The organism is Streptomyces sp. AK08-02 (genome assembly GCF_033795085.1).
GTDB lineage: Bacteria > Actinomycetota > Actinomycetes > Streptomycetales > Streptomycetaceae > Streptomyces > Streptomyces echiniscabiei.
This window is the reverse complement of the sequence record NZ_JARAZV010000023.1, coordinates 1-14,195: the sequence shown is the minus strand read 5'-3', so window position 1 is coordinate 14,195 and position 14,195 is coordinate 1. Positions and strand designations below refer to the sequence as shown.

Genomic DNA, 14,195 nt, shown 5'->3' with positions numbered 1-14,195 from the left:
CCTGGTCCGCGACGCCAGGGTCACGTCGGAAGTTCAGCGGATTTGCGCCTTTTGGGGGTGGTGCGCCGGTTGTGCGACGTACGCCGTGTACGCCTCCTCGCCCCCCGCTCCTAGTACGACAGTCCGTGACCAATCGGATACAGTACGCTCGTCGGATCGTCCGCGCGCAGCACCGGCACCGGCAGCTTTCCGCGCGGCCGGACCCGCCCGGCGATCACCCGCGCGGCGGCCCGGAGTTCGACGTCGGTCCAGGAGTAGGTGGCCAAGTAGGCCTGTACATCCGGAAGTTGAGCCACGTCGTAGGGGTTGCGGACGGCGACGCACACCACGGGCCGGCCGGTGGCGAGGAGTTGGGCGACCAGGGTCCGCTGGCCGCTTCCGCCGCTGAGGTTGTACGTCCCGACCACCACCGCGTCCACCTCCCCGGCGGCGGCGACCGCCCGGGCGATGACGGCGGCCGAGGGAGCGGTGCCGGTCGACAACGCGGTCGCGGTGAAGCCCAGTTCGGTGAGGGCGGCGGCCAGCACGGAGGTGGGCGGCCCGGTGGTACCGGACGGCGAGGCGGGGTCGGCCCCGACGACGAGCACCCGCTGGTGGGTCACCCGGGAAAGGGGCAGCAGCTTCCGCTCGTTGACGAGGAGGGTGGTGGTCCGCTCGGCGATCCGGTCGGCGGCCAGGAGATGGCCACGGACACCGACGGCACGGTCGACCCCGTCATGGGTGACGTAGGGACGGTCGAGCAGCCCGAGCCGGTTCTTGAGCCGGAGGATGCGCAGGACGGACGTGTCGAGCCGTGCCTCGGTCAACTCCCCCTGCCGCACCGCCGTCAGGACGGCGTTCCAGGCGATGTCGATCGACGGCGGGTTGAGCAGCTGGTCGACCCCGGCCTTCAGCGCGAGCACCGGCACCCGGTCGTCGCCGTACTTCTCCCGTACGCCCTGCATGCCCAGCGAGTCGGTGACCACGACCCCGTCGTAACCGAGTTGCCCGCGCAGGATGCCGGTGAGGATCGGGTGGGAGAGCGTGGCGGGGTCGCCGGAGTCGTCGAGGGCCGGGACCATGATGTGCGCGGTCATGATCGAGTCGATGCCGGCGCGGATCGCGGCGCGGAAGGGCGGCGCGTCGACGGCGCTCCACTGCTCGCGCGTGTGCTCGATGACCGGGAAGCCGTAGTGGCTGTCGACGGCGGTGTCCCCGTGCCCCGGGAAGTGCTTGGCGGTGGCGGCGACGGAGGACCGCTGGTACCCCGTGACCTGCGCGGCGACCAGCCCGGCGACGGCCTTCGGGTCGGCGCCGAACGACCGTACGCCGATCACCGGGTTGGCGGGGTTGACGTTCACGTCGGCCACCGGCGCGTAGTCCTGGCGGATCCCGAGGGCGCGCAGCTCGGCGCCGCTGACCCGGCCGGCGGTACGCGCGTCGGTGCGGGAGCCGTTCGCGCCGAGGGCCATGGCCCCGGGCAGGAGAGTGGCGGGTCTGCCGACGCGGGCGACGATCCCGTGCTCCTGGTCGGTGGAGATGAGCACCGGCAGACCGCGGCTGAGCGAGAGGGAGGCCTTCTGGATGCCGTTGCTGAGGTCGGCGATCTGATGCGGGTCCCGGGTGTTGTGCGCCCAGGTGAAGTAGATGATCCCGCCGACCCGGTACCTGGCGACGAGCTCGGCAGCCGTCCGTACGCCGATCTCGGCGAGGTTGGCGTCGATGTCGGCCTGGTCGGGCGCGGTGGCGGAGTGCCCGTAGACCCGCATGACGAACAGCTGGCCGACCTTCTCCTCCAGGGTCATGCCGGAGACGATCCGGCGCAGGCGCGCGTCACCGTCGTACGAGTGCGCCTCACCCCCGAGGGCGAGCGCGGCGCCGGTGCCTGCGGTCGCGGCGAGGAGGGCGCGTCTGGAAGGGCGGGTACTGATCCCGTTCTGCTCAGCTGGGTCGCGCACGAAGGCGCTCCTTCCCTCGTGAAGGAAACTTCCGAGAAGTCACGAATAACCGGGAAGTTTCTTCCAGTCAAGGGTGCGCACCATAACGAGAGATGGCCGAATGCCCCCGGAAAGAGGGCCGTCACCGGCGCATCGGAGGGGGGCGCGCCGGTGACGGCGGGCTGCCGGCCGCAGGCGGTTCGGAGAGGGTGCGTCAGCGTTCGCAGCCAGCAGCGAGGCCGACACCGCACAGCGGTGACTCATCCGGCAGTCGTGTCGGTTGGACGGGGCGGGCCGGTGACGGGTTCCCGGATCGTGACCGATTCCGCGAAGTCGGTACGGGGGTGGGCGGTGGGGCGGGTGTGAGCCCTGGGGCGCCCCCCGGGACCCTCGCCCCCGCATACCCGCACGTCCGCGCCCCGACACGCGGAATCGCGTCAACTATCTTATTTTCCAGGCCAGTTGCGGGAGGATCCCGGTATTGCCCTGCGTCTCCCAAGACAGCCGCGCCTGTCGGGAGACCGGCCAGGGGGAAGCCGAGACACAGGAGGCAGGAGATGGCCACGAAGTCAGGACCCCAGCGATACCCCGGCGCCAGCCGGGCGAACTGGTACCAGGACGATCACCCGGGCGACCCGATGCAGGTCAACGTCCTTGTCCTGCACACCACCGAGGGACGCACCCTGCCCACGTACAGCGGTGGCTCGATGGCGCCCAACCTGACGGCGGTGCCGGACCTCACCGCGAAGAAGCTGAAGTGGTACCAGCACTTCGACATAGAGACCTCGTCCCGGGCCCTCGCCAACCAGCGGGGCGGCGTCGAGACCAACACGCTCAACGTCACCCAGGTCGAACTGGTCGGCACCTGCGACCCCAGGACCCACAAGAAGTGGACGGCGGCGGGCGACGCGCACATCTACTGGCCCGACGCCCCCGACTGGGCACTCAGGTCGGTCGCGCGGTTCCTCGCCTGGATGCACGAGGAGCACGGCGTGCCGCTGGCCGGCCCGAAGTCCTGGCCGGCCTACCCGACCTCGTACGGCGACGGCGGCGGCCAGCGGATGTCGTTCACCGACTGGAAGGCGTTCAAGGGCGTGTGCGGCCACATGCACGTCCCGGAGAACGACCACGGCGACCCCGGCGCGATCGACTTCTCCACGCTCGTCAAGTACGCCAAGGCCGAACTGGACGTGGACGACTCCGCCGACGAGCACACCCCGCCGCAGAGCACACCCAAGCCGAGGGTCCCCGCGTACCCGGGCCGCAAGTACTTCAAGGAGGGCGCCGTCAACCCACACGTCCTCAAGCTCGGCAAGCAGCTCGTCAAGCGGGGCTTCGGCGACCACTACAAGGTCGGCCCGAGCCGCAGCTGGGGGGAGAGCGACCGCCTCAACGTCCGGGACTTCCAGAAGTCCCGCAAGGAACTGCGCGGCGACGCGGACGGCTACCCGGGCCCACTGACCTGGCGCCTACTGTTCACGTGACCTCATCGGGGGGCCGCTGCCGCAGGCAGCGCCCCCTAAGGGGCGCGAGGAACTGCGCGACAAGCCACAACGAACCCGCAGCCCCCGATAACCCCTGGCCCCACCTCCGGCGGAAACCGCACCGTTCATGGTCCATTTCGCGGACGTTCCGACGCCCGGGCCGCGAGCCGGGCGAGCATAGGGCCATGGCCGTCGTAGAGATTCCCGGTTCCAAGTCCATCACCGCGCGCGCCCTCTTCCTCGCCGCGGCAGCCGACGGGGTCACCACCCTCGTACGCCCCCTGCGCTCGGACGACTCGGAGGGCTTCGCCGAGGGACTGGTCGGCCTCGGCTACCGGGTCGGACGGACCCCCGGCGCCTGGCAGATCGACGGCCGCCCCCAGGGCCCGGCGGCCACCGAGGCCGACATCCACTGCCGCGACGGCGCCACGACCGCCCGCTTCCTGCCGACCCTCGCCGCCGCCGGTCACGGCACGTACCGCTTCGACGCCTCCCCCCAGATGCGCCGCCGCCCCCTCGCCCCCCTCACCCGCGCCCTGCGCGAGCTGGGCGTGGACCTGCGGCACGAGGAGGCGGAGGGGCACCACCCGCTGACCGTCGAGGCGGCGGGCGTGGAGGGCGGAAACGTCACCCTCGACGCCGGGCAGTCCTCCCAGTACCTCACCGCGCTGCTCCTGCTGGGCCCCCTGACCCGCAAGGGCCTGCGCATCCAGGTGACCGACCTCGTCTCGGCCCCCTACGTGGACATCACCATCGCGATGATGCGGGAGTTCGGGGCGGAGGTACGCAAGGACGGCGACGTCTTCGTGGTCCGGCCCGGCGGCTACCGGGCCACCACCTACGCCATCGAGCCGGACGCCTCGACCGCCTCCTACTTCTTCGCGGCGGCGGCCCTCACCGGCGGCGAGGTGACGGTCCCGGGCCTCGGCACCGGCGCGCTCCAGGGCGACCTGGCCTTCGTCGACGTACTGCGCCGGATGGGCGCCCGGGTGGAGATCGCCGAAGACCGCACGACGGTCGCCGGAACCGGTGAACTCCGGGGCCTGACGGTCAACATGAGGGACATCTCCGACACCATGCCCACCCTGGCGGCGCTCGCCCCCTTCGCCTCCGGCCCCGTACGCATCGAGGACGTGGCCAACACCCGCGTGAAGGAGTGCGACCGCCTGGACGCCTGCGCGGAGAACCTCCGACGGCTGGGGGTACGGGTGGAGACCGGGCCCGACTGGATCGAGATCCACCCCGGCGCGGCCCCGGTGCCGGGCACGGACATCAAGTCGTACGGCGACCACCGCATCGTCATGTCCTTCGCGGTGACCGGCCTGCGCGCACCCGGGATCACCTTCGACGACCCGGGGTGCGTGCGCAAGACGTTCCCCGGGTTCCACGAGGCGTTCGGAGAGCTGAGGGAACTGCTTCGCTAGGCCGACTCGTTGAGCAGCCGGGCGAGGTGCTCGCGGCCGGCGCTCAGCAGACCCTCCAGGGGGGCGGCGGCCTCGTACCACCGCTTCTCGTACTCCCAGCACAGCCAGCCGTCCCAGCTGTGCCGGGTGAGGACCTCGACGCACTCGGCGAGCGGCAGAACGCCGGCGCCCAGTGCGACCGGGGTGGTGTCCTCGGCCGAGGCGATGTCCTTGACCTGCACGTATCCCAGGTGCGGGGCGAGGGCCAGATAGCTGTCCGTCGGATCCTCGCCGCCGAGCCAGGTGTGCATGACGTCCCACAACGCGCCCGCCTGACGGTGACCGACCGGGCCCAGGACGCGGATCGCGTCGGCGCCGGTGCGGTGCGAGTCGTGGGTCTCCAGCAGGATGCGTACGCCGACGTCGGCCGCGTACTCGGCGGCGCTGCCGAGCCTCCGGGCCGCCGCCGCGTCGGCCTCCTCGGGGCTCTGGTCGGTGCCGCCGCCGGGGAAGACGCGAACGAAGGGGGACCCGAGGTCGCGGGCCAGGTCGAGAAGCGCGCGGAGTTCGGTGAGCACGGGCTCGTCGTCGCCGGGGGCCGCGACACGCACGTACCCGGCGAGACCGAGGAGCTCGACGCCGGACGCCTTGAACTCGGCGGCCACGTCGGCCCGTTCGGCGAGGCCGAGACCGAGGTGGACGGGTTCTTCGGGGTGCGTGCGCAGTTCGACGCCGTGGTAGCCGTGGGTGGTCGCGAGCCGCAGGACCTCGGAGAGGGGGAGACCGGGCACGCCGAGGGTGGAGAACGCCAGTTTCATATGAGGGACCCTATCCGTCACTCCACTTTTCAGTCGTGGTGTGGAGGTCCAGTCGCCAGTCCTGGCCGACCAGGTCCCGGCCGAAGGAGCGGTGGGGCTTCTCGGCGGCGAGGACGAAGCCATGCCGCTGGTAGATACGCCGGGCGGCGCCGAGCACCTCGTTGGTCCACAGGACGAGGTCGCGGTAGCCGACCTCGCGCGCGAAGCCGATGACGGCGGCGACGAGCCGGTCACCGATCCCGAGCCCGCGTGCCTCCGGCTCGACGAGCAGCAGCCGCAGCCGGGCCGTCCCCGGCGCCTCGTCCCGTACGCACATCACGCACCCGACCGGCCGCTCGTCCAGCTCGGCGATCCACACCCGCTCCAGATGCGGGTCGTGATCCTCCGCGAAGTCGGCGACGATCCTCGCCACCAGCCCCTCGTAGTCGGTGTTGAAGCCGTACTCGGCCGCGTAGAGAGCCGCGTTGCGCTGCACGATCCAGCCGAGATCACCCGGGACGGGCTCACGCAGCACGACGTCCTCGCGGCGCGGGGCCCGGCGGTCGGAGAGGAGCGAACGGACCGTGCGCAGGGCCTCCGCGAGCCGGGGCCGGTCGGCGGCGGGCACACCGGCGAGCAGCGAGGAGATGGCCTCCGTGGACCGCTCGTTCAACAGCCCGGCGGTCTCCCGCCCGGCCCCGGTGAGCGTGACCCGCCGCCGCCGCGGATCCCGCTCGGAGGGCGCCCGCTCGATCAGCCCGTCCTGCTCGAACTTGTTGAGGATGCGGCTCAAGTACCCGGCGTCCAGGCTGAGTTCGGCACGGATGTCGACGGCGTCGGTACGGGCGGAGTGGGCCAGCTCGTAGAGGACGCGGGCCTCGGTGAGGGTGTAGGGGGCGTAGAGGTGGGTGCCGTAGTCGAGGGCGCCGATGACGTTCGTGTAGAAGCGGTTGAAGGAACGGATGTCCTGGACGCTCATGGAACGGACCACCTCGTGGACGACTGCGACGCGGACTGCGGACTGCGGACTGCGAGCTGCGGACAGTTGACTCAGTCAGAGATACCGCTGCGTCGAGGGTAGGCCCGGGTGGCGGGTTCCTCAAGGCCGCACGACGGGGCCGTGCCCCGGCCGGTTGCCCGACCCCCGTGGGGGGTGGGGTCGGGCAACCGGGGCGACCGCCGTGGTCAGGGCTTGACGTAGAACTGGCTGATGGTGCGGTTCTTGGTCTGGAACACGTTGTCCGCGCGCAGCATGCTGTTGCAGACGTCGTCCCCGTGTTTGGAGTCGAGGACGTCCTGGGAGAAGTACTCGCAGGTCACGTTCTGCAGCCGCTGCCGAGCGCCCCACTTCACGCCGAGGCGCACGGTCTCCTGCGGGGGGTTCCCGACGCGGTCGGTTCTGTTGATGGCGACGTCGCAGGAGACGCCGTCACTCTTGGGCACCTCGATCACCCGGGACCAGGTGACTTCCCGCTGGCCGTTGTCGTAGTAGCCCGTCCAGTAGTTGCCGCAGATGCGGGATCCCGACTGGGCCTCGGCCGTGCCCGGGACCGCGATCGCGAACAGCGCTCCTGCGGCCAGGGCGGCGGCCGCCATCGTCGCCGTGCGCCGCTTCTTCATACCCTTCACCTTCACGCCTACCTCCTTGACTCGAAATGGCTCTTGAAGACCTTTGAGTGAACTGCGGTGTCACATACGGCCGTTGACGGCGTAGCCGACCCTTTCCTTCTCGAAGACATTCCGGGTCCAGTTGCCGAACCGGACGCTTCCGTCCCATTCGTAGGTGGTGCCGCCCTGGCAGCCGCGGTTCGTCCTGACCCAGCCGCCGGAGAAGTCGCCCTGGGTCCAGCGGCGGACCGCGATCTGGATGGGCTGGGCCACGTCACCGCCGTTGAGGTGCACGGTCCAGGTGAAGTTGGTGCTGATCTCGGTGTTCTTCTGGTAGCCGCCGACCAGCGGAAGCACGACGTTGTACCACTTCTTGGAGGGCGAGCTGGCGTTACCGAGATCGGTGCCGCCGCCGACCGCCCAGCCGGTGTTCGTCGTCTTGGACTTCGACCACGCGTAGTCGCAGGTCCGTCCCCGGGGGCACTGGAACTCGGTGCCGCGCCATACCCAGTCGTCCCAGGTGTTGCCGGCGCGCTGTCGGGTTATCGAGCGGGTGACCTGTCCGCCGCCGGTGCCGGGGACGATCTGGGCGCCGTCGGAATAGCTCTGGCTGAAGCACTGGCTGGCGGCACTGGCGGTGCCCTCGGTCGTGGCCACCGTGGCTACGGCGAGCGCCCCGCACATCAGCAGGCGATGCCACATCACTTTACCGGGCATAATCGTTTCCTTTCCTGGAGGATGATTTACCGCGTGAAGGTCGAACGGGCCGGGATACGAGTCCCGATATGATTCGGGATACGGGATACGGGTCGGTCACATACGGCCGTTTACGGCGTAGCCGACCCTTTCCTTCTCGAAGACGTTCCGGGTCCAGTCGCCGAACCGGAGATTTCCGTCCCATTCGTAGGTGGTGCCGCCCTGGCAGCCGCGGTTCGTCCTGACCCAGCCGCCGGAGAAGTCGCCCTGGGTCCAGCGGCGGACCGCGATCTGAATGGGCTGCGCCACGTCACCGCCATTGAGATGCACGGTCCACGTGAAAGAGGTCCTGATCACGGTGGTCTTCTGATAGCCCACGACCAGTGGGATCAGGGCGTTGTACCACTTGCCGGACGGTGAACTGGTATTACCCAGATTGGTGCCGCCGCCGACCGCCCAGCCGGAGGTGGTCGTCCTCGATTTCTCCCACGCGTATTCGCAGGTCCGTCCCCGGGGGCACTGGAATTCGGTGCCGCGCCATACCCAGTCGTCCCAGGTGTTGCCGGCGCGCTGTCGGGTTATCGAGCGGGTGACCTGTCCGCCGCCGGTGCCGGGGACGATCTGGGCGCCGTCGGAATAGCTCTGGCTGAAGCACTGACTGGCGGCACTGGCGGTGCCCTCGGTCGTGGCCAGCGTCGCGACGGCGAGGGCTCCGCACATCAGGACGCGATGCCACCATGCTGATCTGCGCATGGTCAGTACACCTGCGACCACTCGACGGGCGTGCGGCCCGCCACCTGGCCGATGAGGTCGACGCGGTTCATGTTGAGGCAGGGGTCGTTCCCGTACTTGTCGTTGAACAGGTCGCCGGCGTCCTCGCAGGTCCAGGACCGTATGGGCTGCCGCGGGTTCCACGTCACCGTGCCGTTGTAGCCCGGCAGGCTCCGGCCGTTGATGCTGTTGGTCTTGTCGATGACGCGAAGGCAGATACCGAAGTCGACCTTGGGTACCTCCAGGACCTTGGCAATGATCCCGACCGTCTTCCCGTTGGCCCGGGCTTCCCAGTAGTTCCCGCAGATACGGGAGCCCGACTGGGCGTTCGCCGTTCCGGGCACCGAGACGGTGGTGGCCGCCGCGGCTGTGATCACGAGAGCGGCCAGGACCGCTTTGCGGTTGAACGGGAGTGTGATCGCCACTGTGTCTCCTGACTGTCCACGAAAACGGAACTCCAGCGAGATCCGAATTCAGTGGGTGGGGGGTGGTCGCCATAAATATGAAGGCGCCCGGAGGTGAAGTCAATACGCCGAGAACCTTTTGGGGGCAACTTCTTGAAACTTTTAGTTCATTCTGTTTTCGGGCAGCCGAAAGCGCCCCTTCAACGCTCGCAGGAAATATGAGAGGGCGAGGAAAAAGGGTCGCGAAAAGAATTGAAAGACGAGAACGTCAGTCAAGTGGGAAATGGGGGGTGAGAGTGGATGCTATGAGTCTCCATAAGAAGGTGTGGGGTCTTTGGAGGTGGTTCCGTATGCGCACGGAAGGGCGACAGTGGAGGAAGCGCGGCATCGAGGCAGGGCGGCACTTTTAGTGCGCCCCGCCGAAGGCATCGCGTCCCGTTTTCATACGAAGAAGCCGCAAGGGACTGGTCAAGACCCGTGGGGGAGGACTTCTTCGCGATAATGCGGCTCTGGTTCAGCGCTGATCATGCAGCCGCGCGGCACGGCCGTCAAGATCAGGCGCGAAAGGACTCAATGAACGAAAGGCTACCGAGGAGTCACCACGTAATTACTGAACCGTACGGTAACTAAATGTGGGAGGAGGGGAGTTGATGGCCGATAATCTCATGGTCCGGCGGAGCGTTCGGGTGTAGAACCCGGGCGGCGTGCGTGTCCGACGCTTCGGCCATAGCACGCGACCGTGTCCACGCGGGACGTTTGTGGAGCAGGTGGCGAAAAGCCGCGTAACGAACTGGTCGACAGAGAATGATGAGGGGAAGTTCACGCGCGGCTGTCGCCGCGGCGGCTGGGGGGAGCGCACGGTGGCTCGTGCTGTTGGGATCGATCTTGGTACGACGCATTCTGTGGTGAGTGTTCTCGAAGGTGGTGAGCCGACGGTCATCACCAACGCGGAGGGTGACAGGTCCACGCCGTCCGTCGTCGCCTTCACGAAGGACGGTGAGGTGCTGGTCGGTGAGGCGGCCAAACGGCAGGCGGTGACCAACGCGGACCGCACCGTCTGTTCGGTCAAGCGCCACATGGGCACCGACTGGAAGTTGGGCATCGACGGCAGGGACTACACACCGCAGCAGATCAGCGCGTTCATCCTGCAGAAGCTGAAACGGGACGCCGAGTCGTACCTGGGTGAGCGGGTCACGGATGCGGTGATCACCGTCCCGGCGTACTTCAACCACTCCGAGCGGCAGGCCACCCAGGAGGCCGGACGGATCGCGGGGCTGAACGTCCTGCGGATCATCAGCGAGCCGACCTCCGCCGCTCTCGCCTACGGCATCGACAAGGACGACGAGACAGTCATCGTCGTCCACTTCGGCGGCGGCACCTTCGACGTGTCGCTGCTGGAGATCGGCGACGGCGTGGTGGAGGTGAAAGCCACCAGTGGCGACAACCAACTCGGCGGTGACGACTGGGATCAGCGCATCGTCGACCATATGGTCAAGCGGTTCGCCGACGACCACGGTGTTGATCTCGCTGAGGACAGGACAGCGCTCAGGCGCCTGCGCGAGGCCGCGCAGAGGGCGAAGGCAGAGCTCTCCTCGACCACCGAGACCATGATCGACCTGCCCTACATCGCGGCCTCCGCCACGGGCCCGCTGCACCTGCGGGAGAGGCTCACCCGGGACGGGTTCCAACAGCTCACCGCCGATCTGCTGGAGCGCTGCAAGGTGCCGTTCCACAACGTCATCAAGGACGCCGGCATCAGCCTCGACGAGATCAACCACGTCATCCTCGTCGGAGGCTCGACACGCATGCCCGCGGTCATCGAGCTGGTCGACCAACTGACCGGCGACAAAGAGCGCCACCGCGTCCGCTCGGACGACCCGGTCGCCGCCGGCGCAGCCATTCAGGCCGGCATCTACAAGGGTGAGATCAGGGACCTCCTGCTGCTCGACGTCACCCCACTGTCTCTCGGCGTCGAGTCCAAGGGCGGCATCATGGCCAAGGTCATCGAGCGCAACACCACGATCCCGACCAAGCGCTCCGAGATCTTCTCGACAGTACGGGACAACCAGGCGGTGCTGGAGATCAAGGTCTACGAGGGCGAGCGCGAGATCGCGGCGTACAACAAGATGCTCGCCACGCTCGAACTGACCGGTCTGCCTCCGGTGAACGCCGGCGAGCCGCAGATCGAGGTCGCCTTCGACATCGACGCGAACGGCATCATGCACGTCTCCGCCAGGGACCTGGGTACCGGCAAGGAGCAACGCGTGACGGTCACCGGCGGATCAGTCCTGCCAGAGGCAGACCTCGAACGCATGGTGGGTGAGGCCGAGCGGTACGAGGAGCGGGAACGTCGGCGTCGTGAATCCGCAGAAGTGCGCGACGAGGCCAATCGACTCCTCAACGCCACCGAGAAGGATTTCCGGGACCTTGCGGACACGGTGTCGGACGGCATCAGGACCGAGGTCGGGGCCGTGGTCGGCGAGCTCCAAGAAGCCCTCAGGAACGGGGACGACGCGGCCGTCCGGGTGGCAGTTGAGAAGGTTGCCGTCGCGCGGCAGAGACTTCACCGGTGAGCTTCCCGAGGCTGCTCGGACCGTTGAGTACTCCACCGACAGCTTTGGACTCGGACCAGGACCGGTCGGCCGCGGTCCGATCAAGCTCTTGATCGGCTCGCGGGGCAGCCCGCCGGGGACAGGTAGGGCGATGAGCAGGGGCCCGGGTCCACCGGACAGTCCGCCGGCGACATCACCCGCTCACACCACCGACAGACCAGGTCGGCTCGCGCACCGACCGCGTTGAGGCGCCGTGCCGCGTCGGCTGCGGCTGTGAACGACGTCCGATCGACAACCGTCGTCGGTGCGGCCTCAAGCAGCTGCTTGCTTCGCCACGCGCTCAGCCCGGTCACCGACCGAACCGTCAGCACAAGGTCGAGTCCATCGCCGCCGCTTGAGGTCAACAGCACGTCGAACTCTGGATCTTCCACAATTCCCCCAGCGAAAGCAGGCAGAGTCGAGCTCAGCCGCGTACCGGATCTTCGGAGACAGACAGCGGCTGTGCGATTTCGGGGACCAGCGCGCGGACCGAGGGCGTGGCGACCATGGCGAGGGCGGCGAGGAGGACGAGCTCGGCGGCCGCACAGCGGGTGCCATGGCAGCAGGCATGCGCATCATCGTCGGGACTTCGCAGCGCGCCCGCAACGGGTTTCACGACCGGGCCAAGTCTGCCGAGGCCGCCCGCCGGAGGGTGAGGTCGTCCCGAGGACGGCCGAGACTCAGGCCCAGAACTCGTTGCTGCTGTCGATGTCCTCGACGCACTCGTCGAGATCGGTGATCTTGTCCCCGACGATCCGGAAGACGAGGGCGCCGGTCTCGTCGATCGACCTGCCCTGACGCTCGGCGGTGAAGCGGTGCGTGGAAACCGCGTGTCCCCGCCCGTCGACGAGGACGTTCAGCGGCACGACGCGCACGGTCCCGTTCGTCTCCTCGCCGATCCGGCGGTACATGTCGATGATCGCGTCCTGCCCCTTGAAGTCCCCGGAAAGCGAGTGACTGCCGGGAACGTGATGCGCGGCGTCCCCCGCCAGCAGGGTGCGCATGGTGTCCATGTCACCGCGCGAGAACGCGTCGTAGCCCTTGCGTACGAGGGCTGCGTGCGGGTGCTCAGTCATGATGATCGCCACCTTTCGGAGGTACGGGCGATGTTCGACCGACGGGAACCATTGTCCTCGGGGTCGGGGCGGTACGCAGGTCAGGGGCTGGGCGCTCGGGCCCCCGCCGTTCTACCTGCTCCATCCTCAGCGGTTGCGCCCTATAGCGCCCCGACTGGCTCTGTACGGAGAACCGGTCGAGGCGTCGGACCCGTCCTGGGCGGGGCCACCAGAGCGGGAGCCATGACGGGCGCCCAGACGGCCGCCGTGGGTTACGCGTGGCCCACGACAGGCCCATGACTGGGCGACGTTTGGACGGGCTTGCGGCAGTCCGGCGGGTTCGCGGGCGCCGGGTGGCCGTCGAGGGCGCGACACAGGGCCGCATGCAGATGCTCGGCCTCAGCCGGTGAGAGCGACAGCTCAGTGTCCGTCGCGTGCTCCCCGTTGCGGGACAGGCTCAGGGGAAGCACCAGACGGTCGTCGTCGGTGCGGTGGAGGGGGCGTCCCGGTGTCCGCTTGATCTCCCAGTTCATGACGTCCTCCCGATCCGCGTGAGGCGGTACACGCCCCACAACTCCCGTCCGTCCTCACACCCGTCCTGTGCCCTGCTGACACGCTTGCAGCCGACAGCGCACTTGCGCGCGTGCTCGAACCACAGCCGGTAGGTACGCAGCATGTCGTCCTCGACCTTCTTCACGATGGCCCCGACTGTTTCGTCGTTCATCGGTGTACCCCCGTCAACTCTCCTGCGTGCAGGGCATGTTGTTGTTGGACGGGCGGGAAGACGTAGGTGGGCACGGGAGGGTGTGATTCGCCCTGGAAGCGCCGCGCGGCGCGTTGGGCGCGGTGCAGCCGCCCGAGCGCCAAATAGGCGCTCATCATGGCGCTCGAGATCGGTGCCACCTGTTCGTGCGCAGGCTGATCGGGGTAGGTGCGTGCGCTGCGGGTGCGACTGTCCTCGTCGGTCGGACGGGTCCCGAACAGTAAAGCTCTCAACCATTCAAATGCTTGTGATACGAAGGCCATTGTCGGCGCTCCTTGTCAGCGTTGGCCATGCCCCCGGCCGTCCCAAGCGGTGCGGGGGTCCTTGCTGCTCTAGGCAACCGCACGGTTACGCACAGCGGTACCGTGAGAGCGGCAGCAGGATTTAAGAGCTTTAAGTGCCACGCCAGCACGAGGAGTTGAGGGCCAGTGAATACGCCGGAACCGAACACCGCTCTAGAGCGGCTGTACCGCGAGTCCGGCTGGACCCTGCGCCAGTTCGCCCAGGACGTGAACCGCGTGGGCACGGAACGGGGAACGCCCCTCAACTACCGGGCACCGTCCGTGCACCAGTGGCTCAAGGGGCACATGCCGAAGGAGACTGTACGGCTGAGCTTGTTCCGCTTTGACGGACACCATTGGTGTGGTGGTCAGGCTGCGTGTGCGGTCTCGTATTCGGCGGGACTGCGGTAGCCGAGGCTGCTGTGC

The 14,195-nt window shown here is 68.4% G+C and carries 16 protein-coding genes and 1 pseudogene; 4 read left to right on the top strand and 13 right to left on the bottom strand.

All coding sequences use genetic code 11. The features are described from left to right. Positions 1–110: 110 nt before the first annotated feature. Positions 111–1,937 carry a glycoside hydrolase family 3 protein gene (locus PV734_RS38460; RefSeq protein ID WP_319294064.1) on the bottom strand — a complete coding sequence of 609 codons (1,827 nt, stop codon included), beginning with the start codon at positions 1,935–1,937 and terminating at the stop codon, positions 111–113. A 536-nt stretch (positions 1,938–2,473) separates the two neighbouring features. Here PV734_RS38460 and PV734_RS38455 point away from each other — a divergent pair. Together PV734_RS38455 and aroA are read left to right on the top strand one after the other, a co-directional pair. Further along, the gene (locus PV734_RS38455) at positions 2,474–3,400 is read left to right on the top strand and encodes a peptidoglycan-binding protein (protein ID WP_319090177.1); all 927 of its coding nucleotides are present in this window, start codon (positions 2,474–2,476) and stop codon (positions 3,398–3,400) included. A gap of 185 nt (positions 3,401–3,585) precedes the next feature. After that, on the top strand, positions 3,586–4,824 hold the full coding sequence (gene aroA, locus PV734_RS38450) for a 3-phosphoshikimate 1-carboxyvinyltransferase (protein WP_319294061.1): 1,239 nt from the start codon (positions 3,586–3,588) through the stop codon (positions 4,822–4,824). Here the strand turns inward: aroA and PV734_RS38445 are convergent. The 6 genes from PV734_RS38445 to PV734_RS38420 form a co-directional block, all read right to left on the bottom strand. Then, positions 4,821–5,621 (bottom strand): sugar phosphate isomerase/epimerase family protein, encoded by an 801-nt coding sequence (locus PV734_RS38445; protein WP_319090175.1) that lies wholly within the window; start codon positions 5,619–5,621, stop codon positions 4,821–4,823. The genes aroA and PV734_RS38445 overlap by 4 nt on opposite strands. A 10-nt stretch (positions 5,622–5,631) precedes the next feature. Then, the gene (locus tag PV734_RS38440; RefSeq protein WP_319294059.1) at positions 5,632–6,579 is read right to left on the bottom strand and encodes a bifunctional helix-turn-helix transcriptional regulator/GNAT family N-acetyltransferase; all 948 of its coding nucleotides are present in this window, start codon (positions 6,577–6,579) and stop codon (positions 5,632–5,634) included. A gap of 206 nt (positions 6,580–6,785) precedes the next feature. Further along, positions 6,786–7,235: a hypothetical protein gene (locus PV734_RS38435; protein WP_319090173.1), complete on the bottom strand. Its 450-nt coding sequence runs from the start codon at positions 7,233–7,235 to the stop codon at positions 6,786–6,788. 54 nt (positions 7,236–7,289) lie between these two features. Continuing rightward, a complete protein-coding gene (locus tag PV734_RS38430; RefSeq protein ID WP_319090172.1) occupies positions 7,290–7,925 on the bottom strand; it encodes a hypothetical protein in 636 nt (211 codons plus the stop codon). A gap of 96 nt (positions 7,926–8,021) precedes the next feature. Further along, positions 8,022–8,657 carry a hypothetical protein gene (locus PV734_RS38425; protein ID WP_319090171.1) on the bottom strand — a complete coding sequence of 212 codons (636 nt, stop codon included), beginning with the start codon at positions 8,655–8,657 and terminating at the stop codon, positions 8,022–8,024. Positions 8,658–8,659: 2 nt separating this feature from the next. Next, complete coding sequence (locus PV734_RS38420; protein ID WP_319090170.1) at positions 8,660–9,100, bottom strand: hypothetical protein; 441 nt, start codon at positions 9,098–9,100, stop codon at positions 8,660–8,662. Between the two features lie 839 nt (positions 9,101–9,939). Here PV734_RS38420 and dnaK point away from each other — a divergent pair. Beyond that, entirely contained in the window at positions 9,940–11,652 is a 1,713-nt protein-coding gene (gene dnaK, locus PV734_RS38415) for a molecular chaperone DnaK (protein WP_319294057.1), read from the top strand. Between the two features lie 80 nt (positions 11,653–11,732). Here dnaK and PV734_RS45960 read toward each other — a convergent pair whose 3' ends face one another. The 6 genes from PV734_RS45960 to PV734_RS38390 all read right to left on the bottom strand — a co-directional run bounded on the left by PV734_RS45960 (position 11,733) and on the right by PV734_RS38390 (position 13,751). Further along, positions 11,733–12,041 carry a ribosomal protein L7/L12 gene (locus tag PV734_RS45960; protein WP_415924335.1) on the bottom strand — a complete coding sequence of 103 codons (309 nt, stop codon included), beginning with the start codon at positions 12,039–12,041 and terminating at the stop codon, positions 11,733–11,735. Positions 12,042–12,094: 53 nt separating this feature from the next. Next, positions 12,095–12,286, bottom strand: coding sequence for a hypothetical protein (locus PV734_RS38410; RefSeq protein WP_319294055.1), 192 nt, complete (start codon positions 12,284–12,286; stop codon positions 12,095–12,097). A 64-nt stretch (positions 12,287–12,350) separates the two neighbouring features. Continuing rightward, positions 12,351–12,746, bottom strand: a complete 396-nt coding sequence (locus PV734_RS38405; protein ID WP_319090167.1) for a nuclear transport factor 2 family protein — start codon at positions 12,744–12,746, stop codon at positions 12,351–12,353. A gap of 251 nt (positions 12,747–12,997) precedes the next feature. Next, the gene (locus tag PV734_RS38400; protein WP_319294053.1) at positions 12,998–13,258 is read right to left on the bottom strand and encodes a hypothetical protein; all 261 of its coding nucleotides are present in this window, start codon (positions 13,256–13,258) and stop codon (positions 12,998–13,000) included. After that, positions 13,255–13,449: a hypothetical protein gene (locus PV734_RS38395; protein ID WP_319294051.1), complete on the bottom strand. Its 195-nt coding sequence runs from the start codon at positions 13,447–13,449 to the stop codon at positions 13,255–13,257. The genes PV734_RS38400 and PV734_RS38395 overlap by 4 nt, the downstream gene beginning before the upstream one ends. After that, a complete protein-coding gene (locus tag PV734_RS38390) occupies positions 13,446–13,751 on the bottom strand; it encodes a hypothetical protein (protein ID WP_319294049.1) in 306 nt (101 codons plus the stop codon). The genes PV734_RS38395 and PV734_RS38390 overlap by 4 nt, the downstream gene beginning before the upstream one ends. A 165-nt stretch (positions 13,752–13,916) precedes the next feature. Between PV734_RS38390 and PV734_RS38385 the strand changes: the two are divergent. Further along, a pseudogene (locus PV734_RS38385) lies at positions 13,917–14,096 on the top strand (tetratricopeptide repeat protein); the annotation flags it as partial. Positions 14,097–14,195 lie beyond the last annotated feature (99 nt).

What these genes read in the sequence shown, in the direction of transcription:
- PV734_RS38395 (WP_319294051.1), bottom strand. Translation starts at nt 13,449, where the DNA reads ATGAACGACGAAACAGTCGGGGCCATCGTGAAGAAGGTCGAGGACGAC.
- PV734_RS38440 (WP_319294059.1), bottom strand. Translation starts at nt 6,579, where the DNA reads ATGAGCGTCCAGGACATCCGTTCCTTCAACCGCTTCTACACGAACGTC.
- PV734_RS38405 (WP_319090167.1), bottom strand. Translation starts at nt 12,746, where the DNA reads ATGACTGAGCACCCGCACGCAGCCCTCGTACGCAAGGGCTACGACGCG.
- PV734_RS38390 (WP_319294049.1), bottom strand. Translation starts at nt 13,751, where the DNA reads ATGGCCTTCGTATCACAAGCATTTGAATGGTTGAGAGCTTTACTGTTC.
- PV734_RS38425 (WP_319090171.1), bottom strand. Translation starts at nt 8,657, where the DNA reads ATGCGCAGATCAGCATGGTGGCATCGCGTCCTGATGTGCGGAGCCCTC.
- PV734_RS38430 (WP_319090172.1), bottom strand. Translation starts at nt 7,925, where the DNA reads ATGCCCGGTAAAGTGATGTGGCATCGCCTGCTGATGTGCGGGGCGCTC.
- aroA (WP_319294061.1), top strand. Translation starts at nt 3,586, where the DNA reads ATGGCCGTCGTAGAGATTCCCGGTTCCAAGTCCATCACCGCGCGCGCC.
- PV734_RS38445 (WP_319090175.1), bottom strand. Translation starts at nt 5,621, where the DNA reads ATGAAACTGGCGTTCTCCACCCTCGGCGTGCCCGGTCTCCCCCTCTCC.
- PV734_RS38400 (WP_319294053.1), bottom strand. Translation starts at nt 13,258, where the DNA reads ATGAACTGGGAGATCAAGCGGACACCGGGACGCCCCCTCCACCGCACC.
- PV734_RS38455 (WP_319090177.1), top strand. Translation starts at nt 2,474, where the DNA reads ATGGCCACGAAGTCAGGACCCCAGCGATACCCCGGCGCCAGCCGGGCG.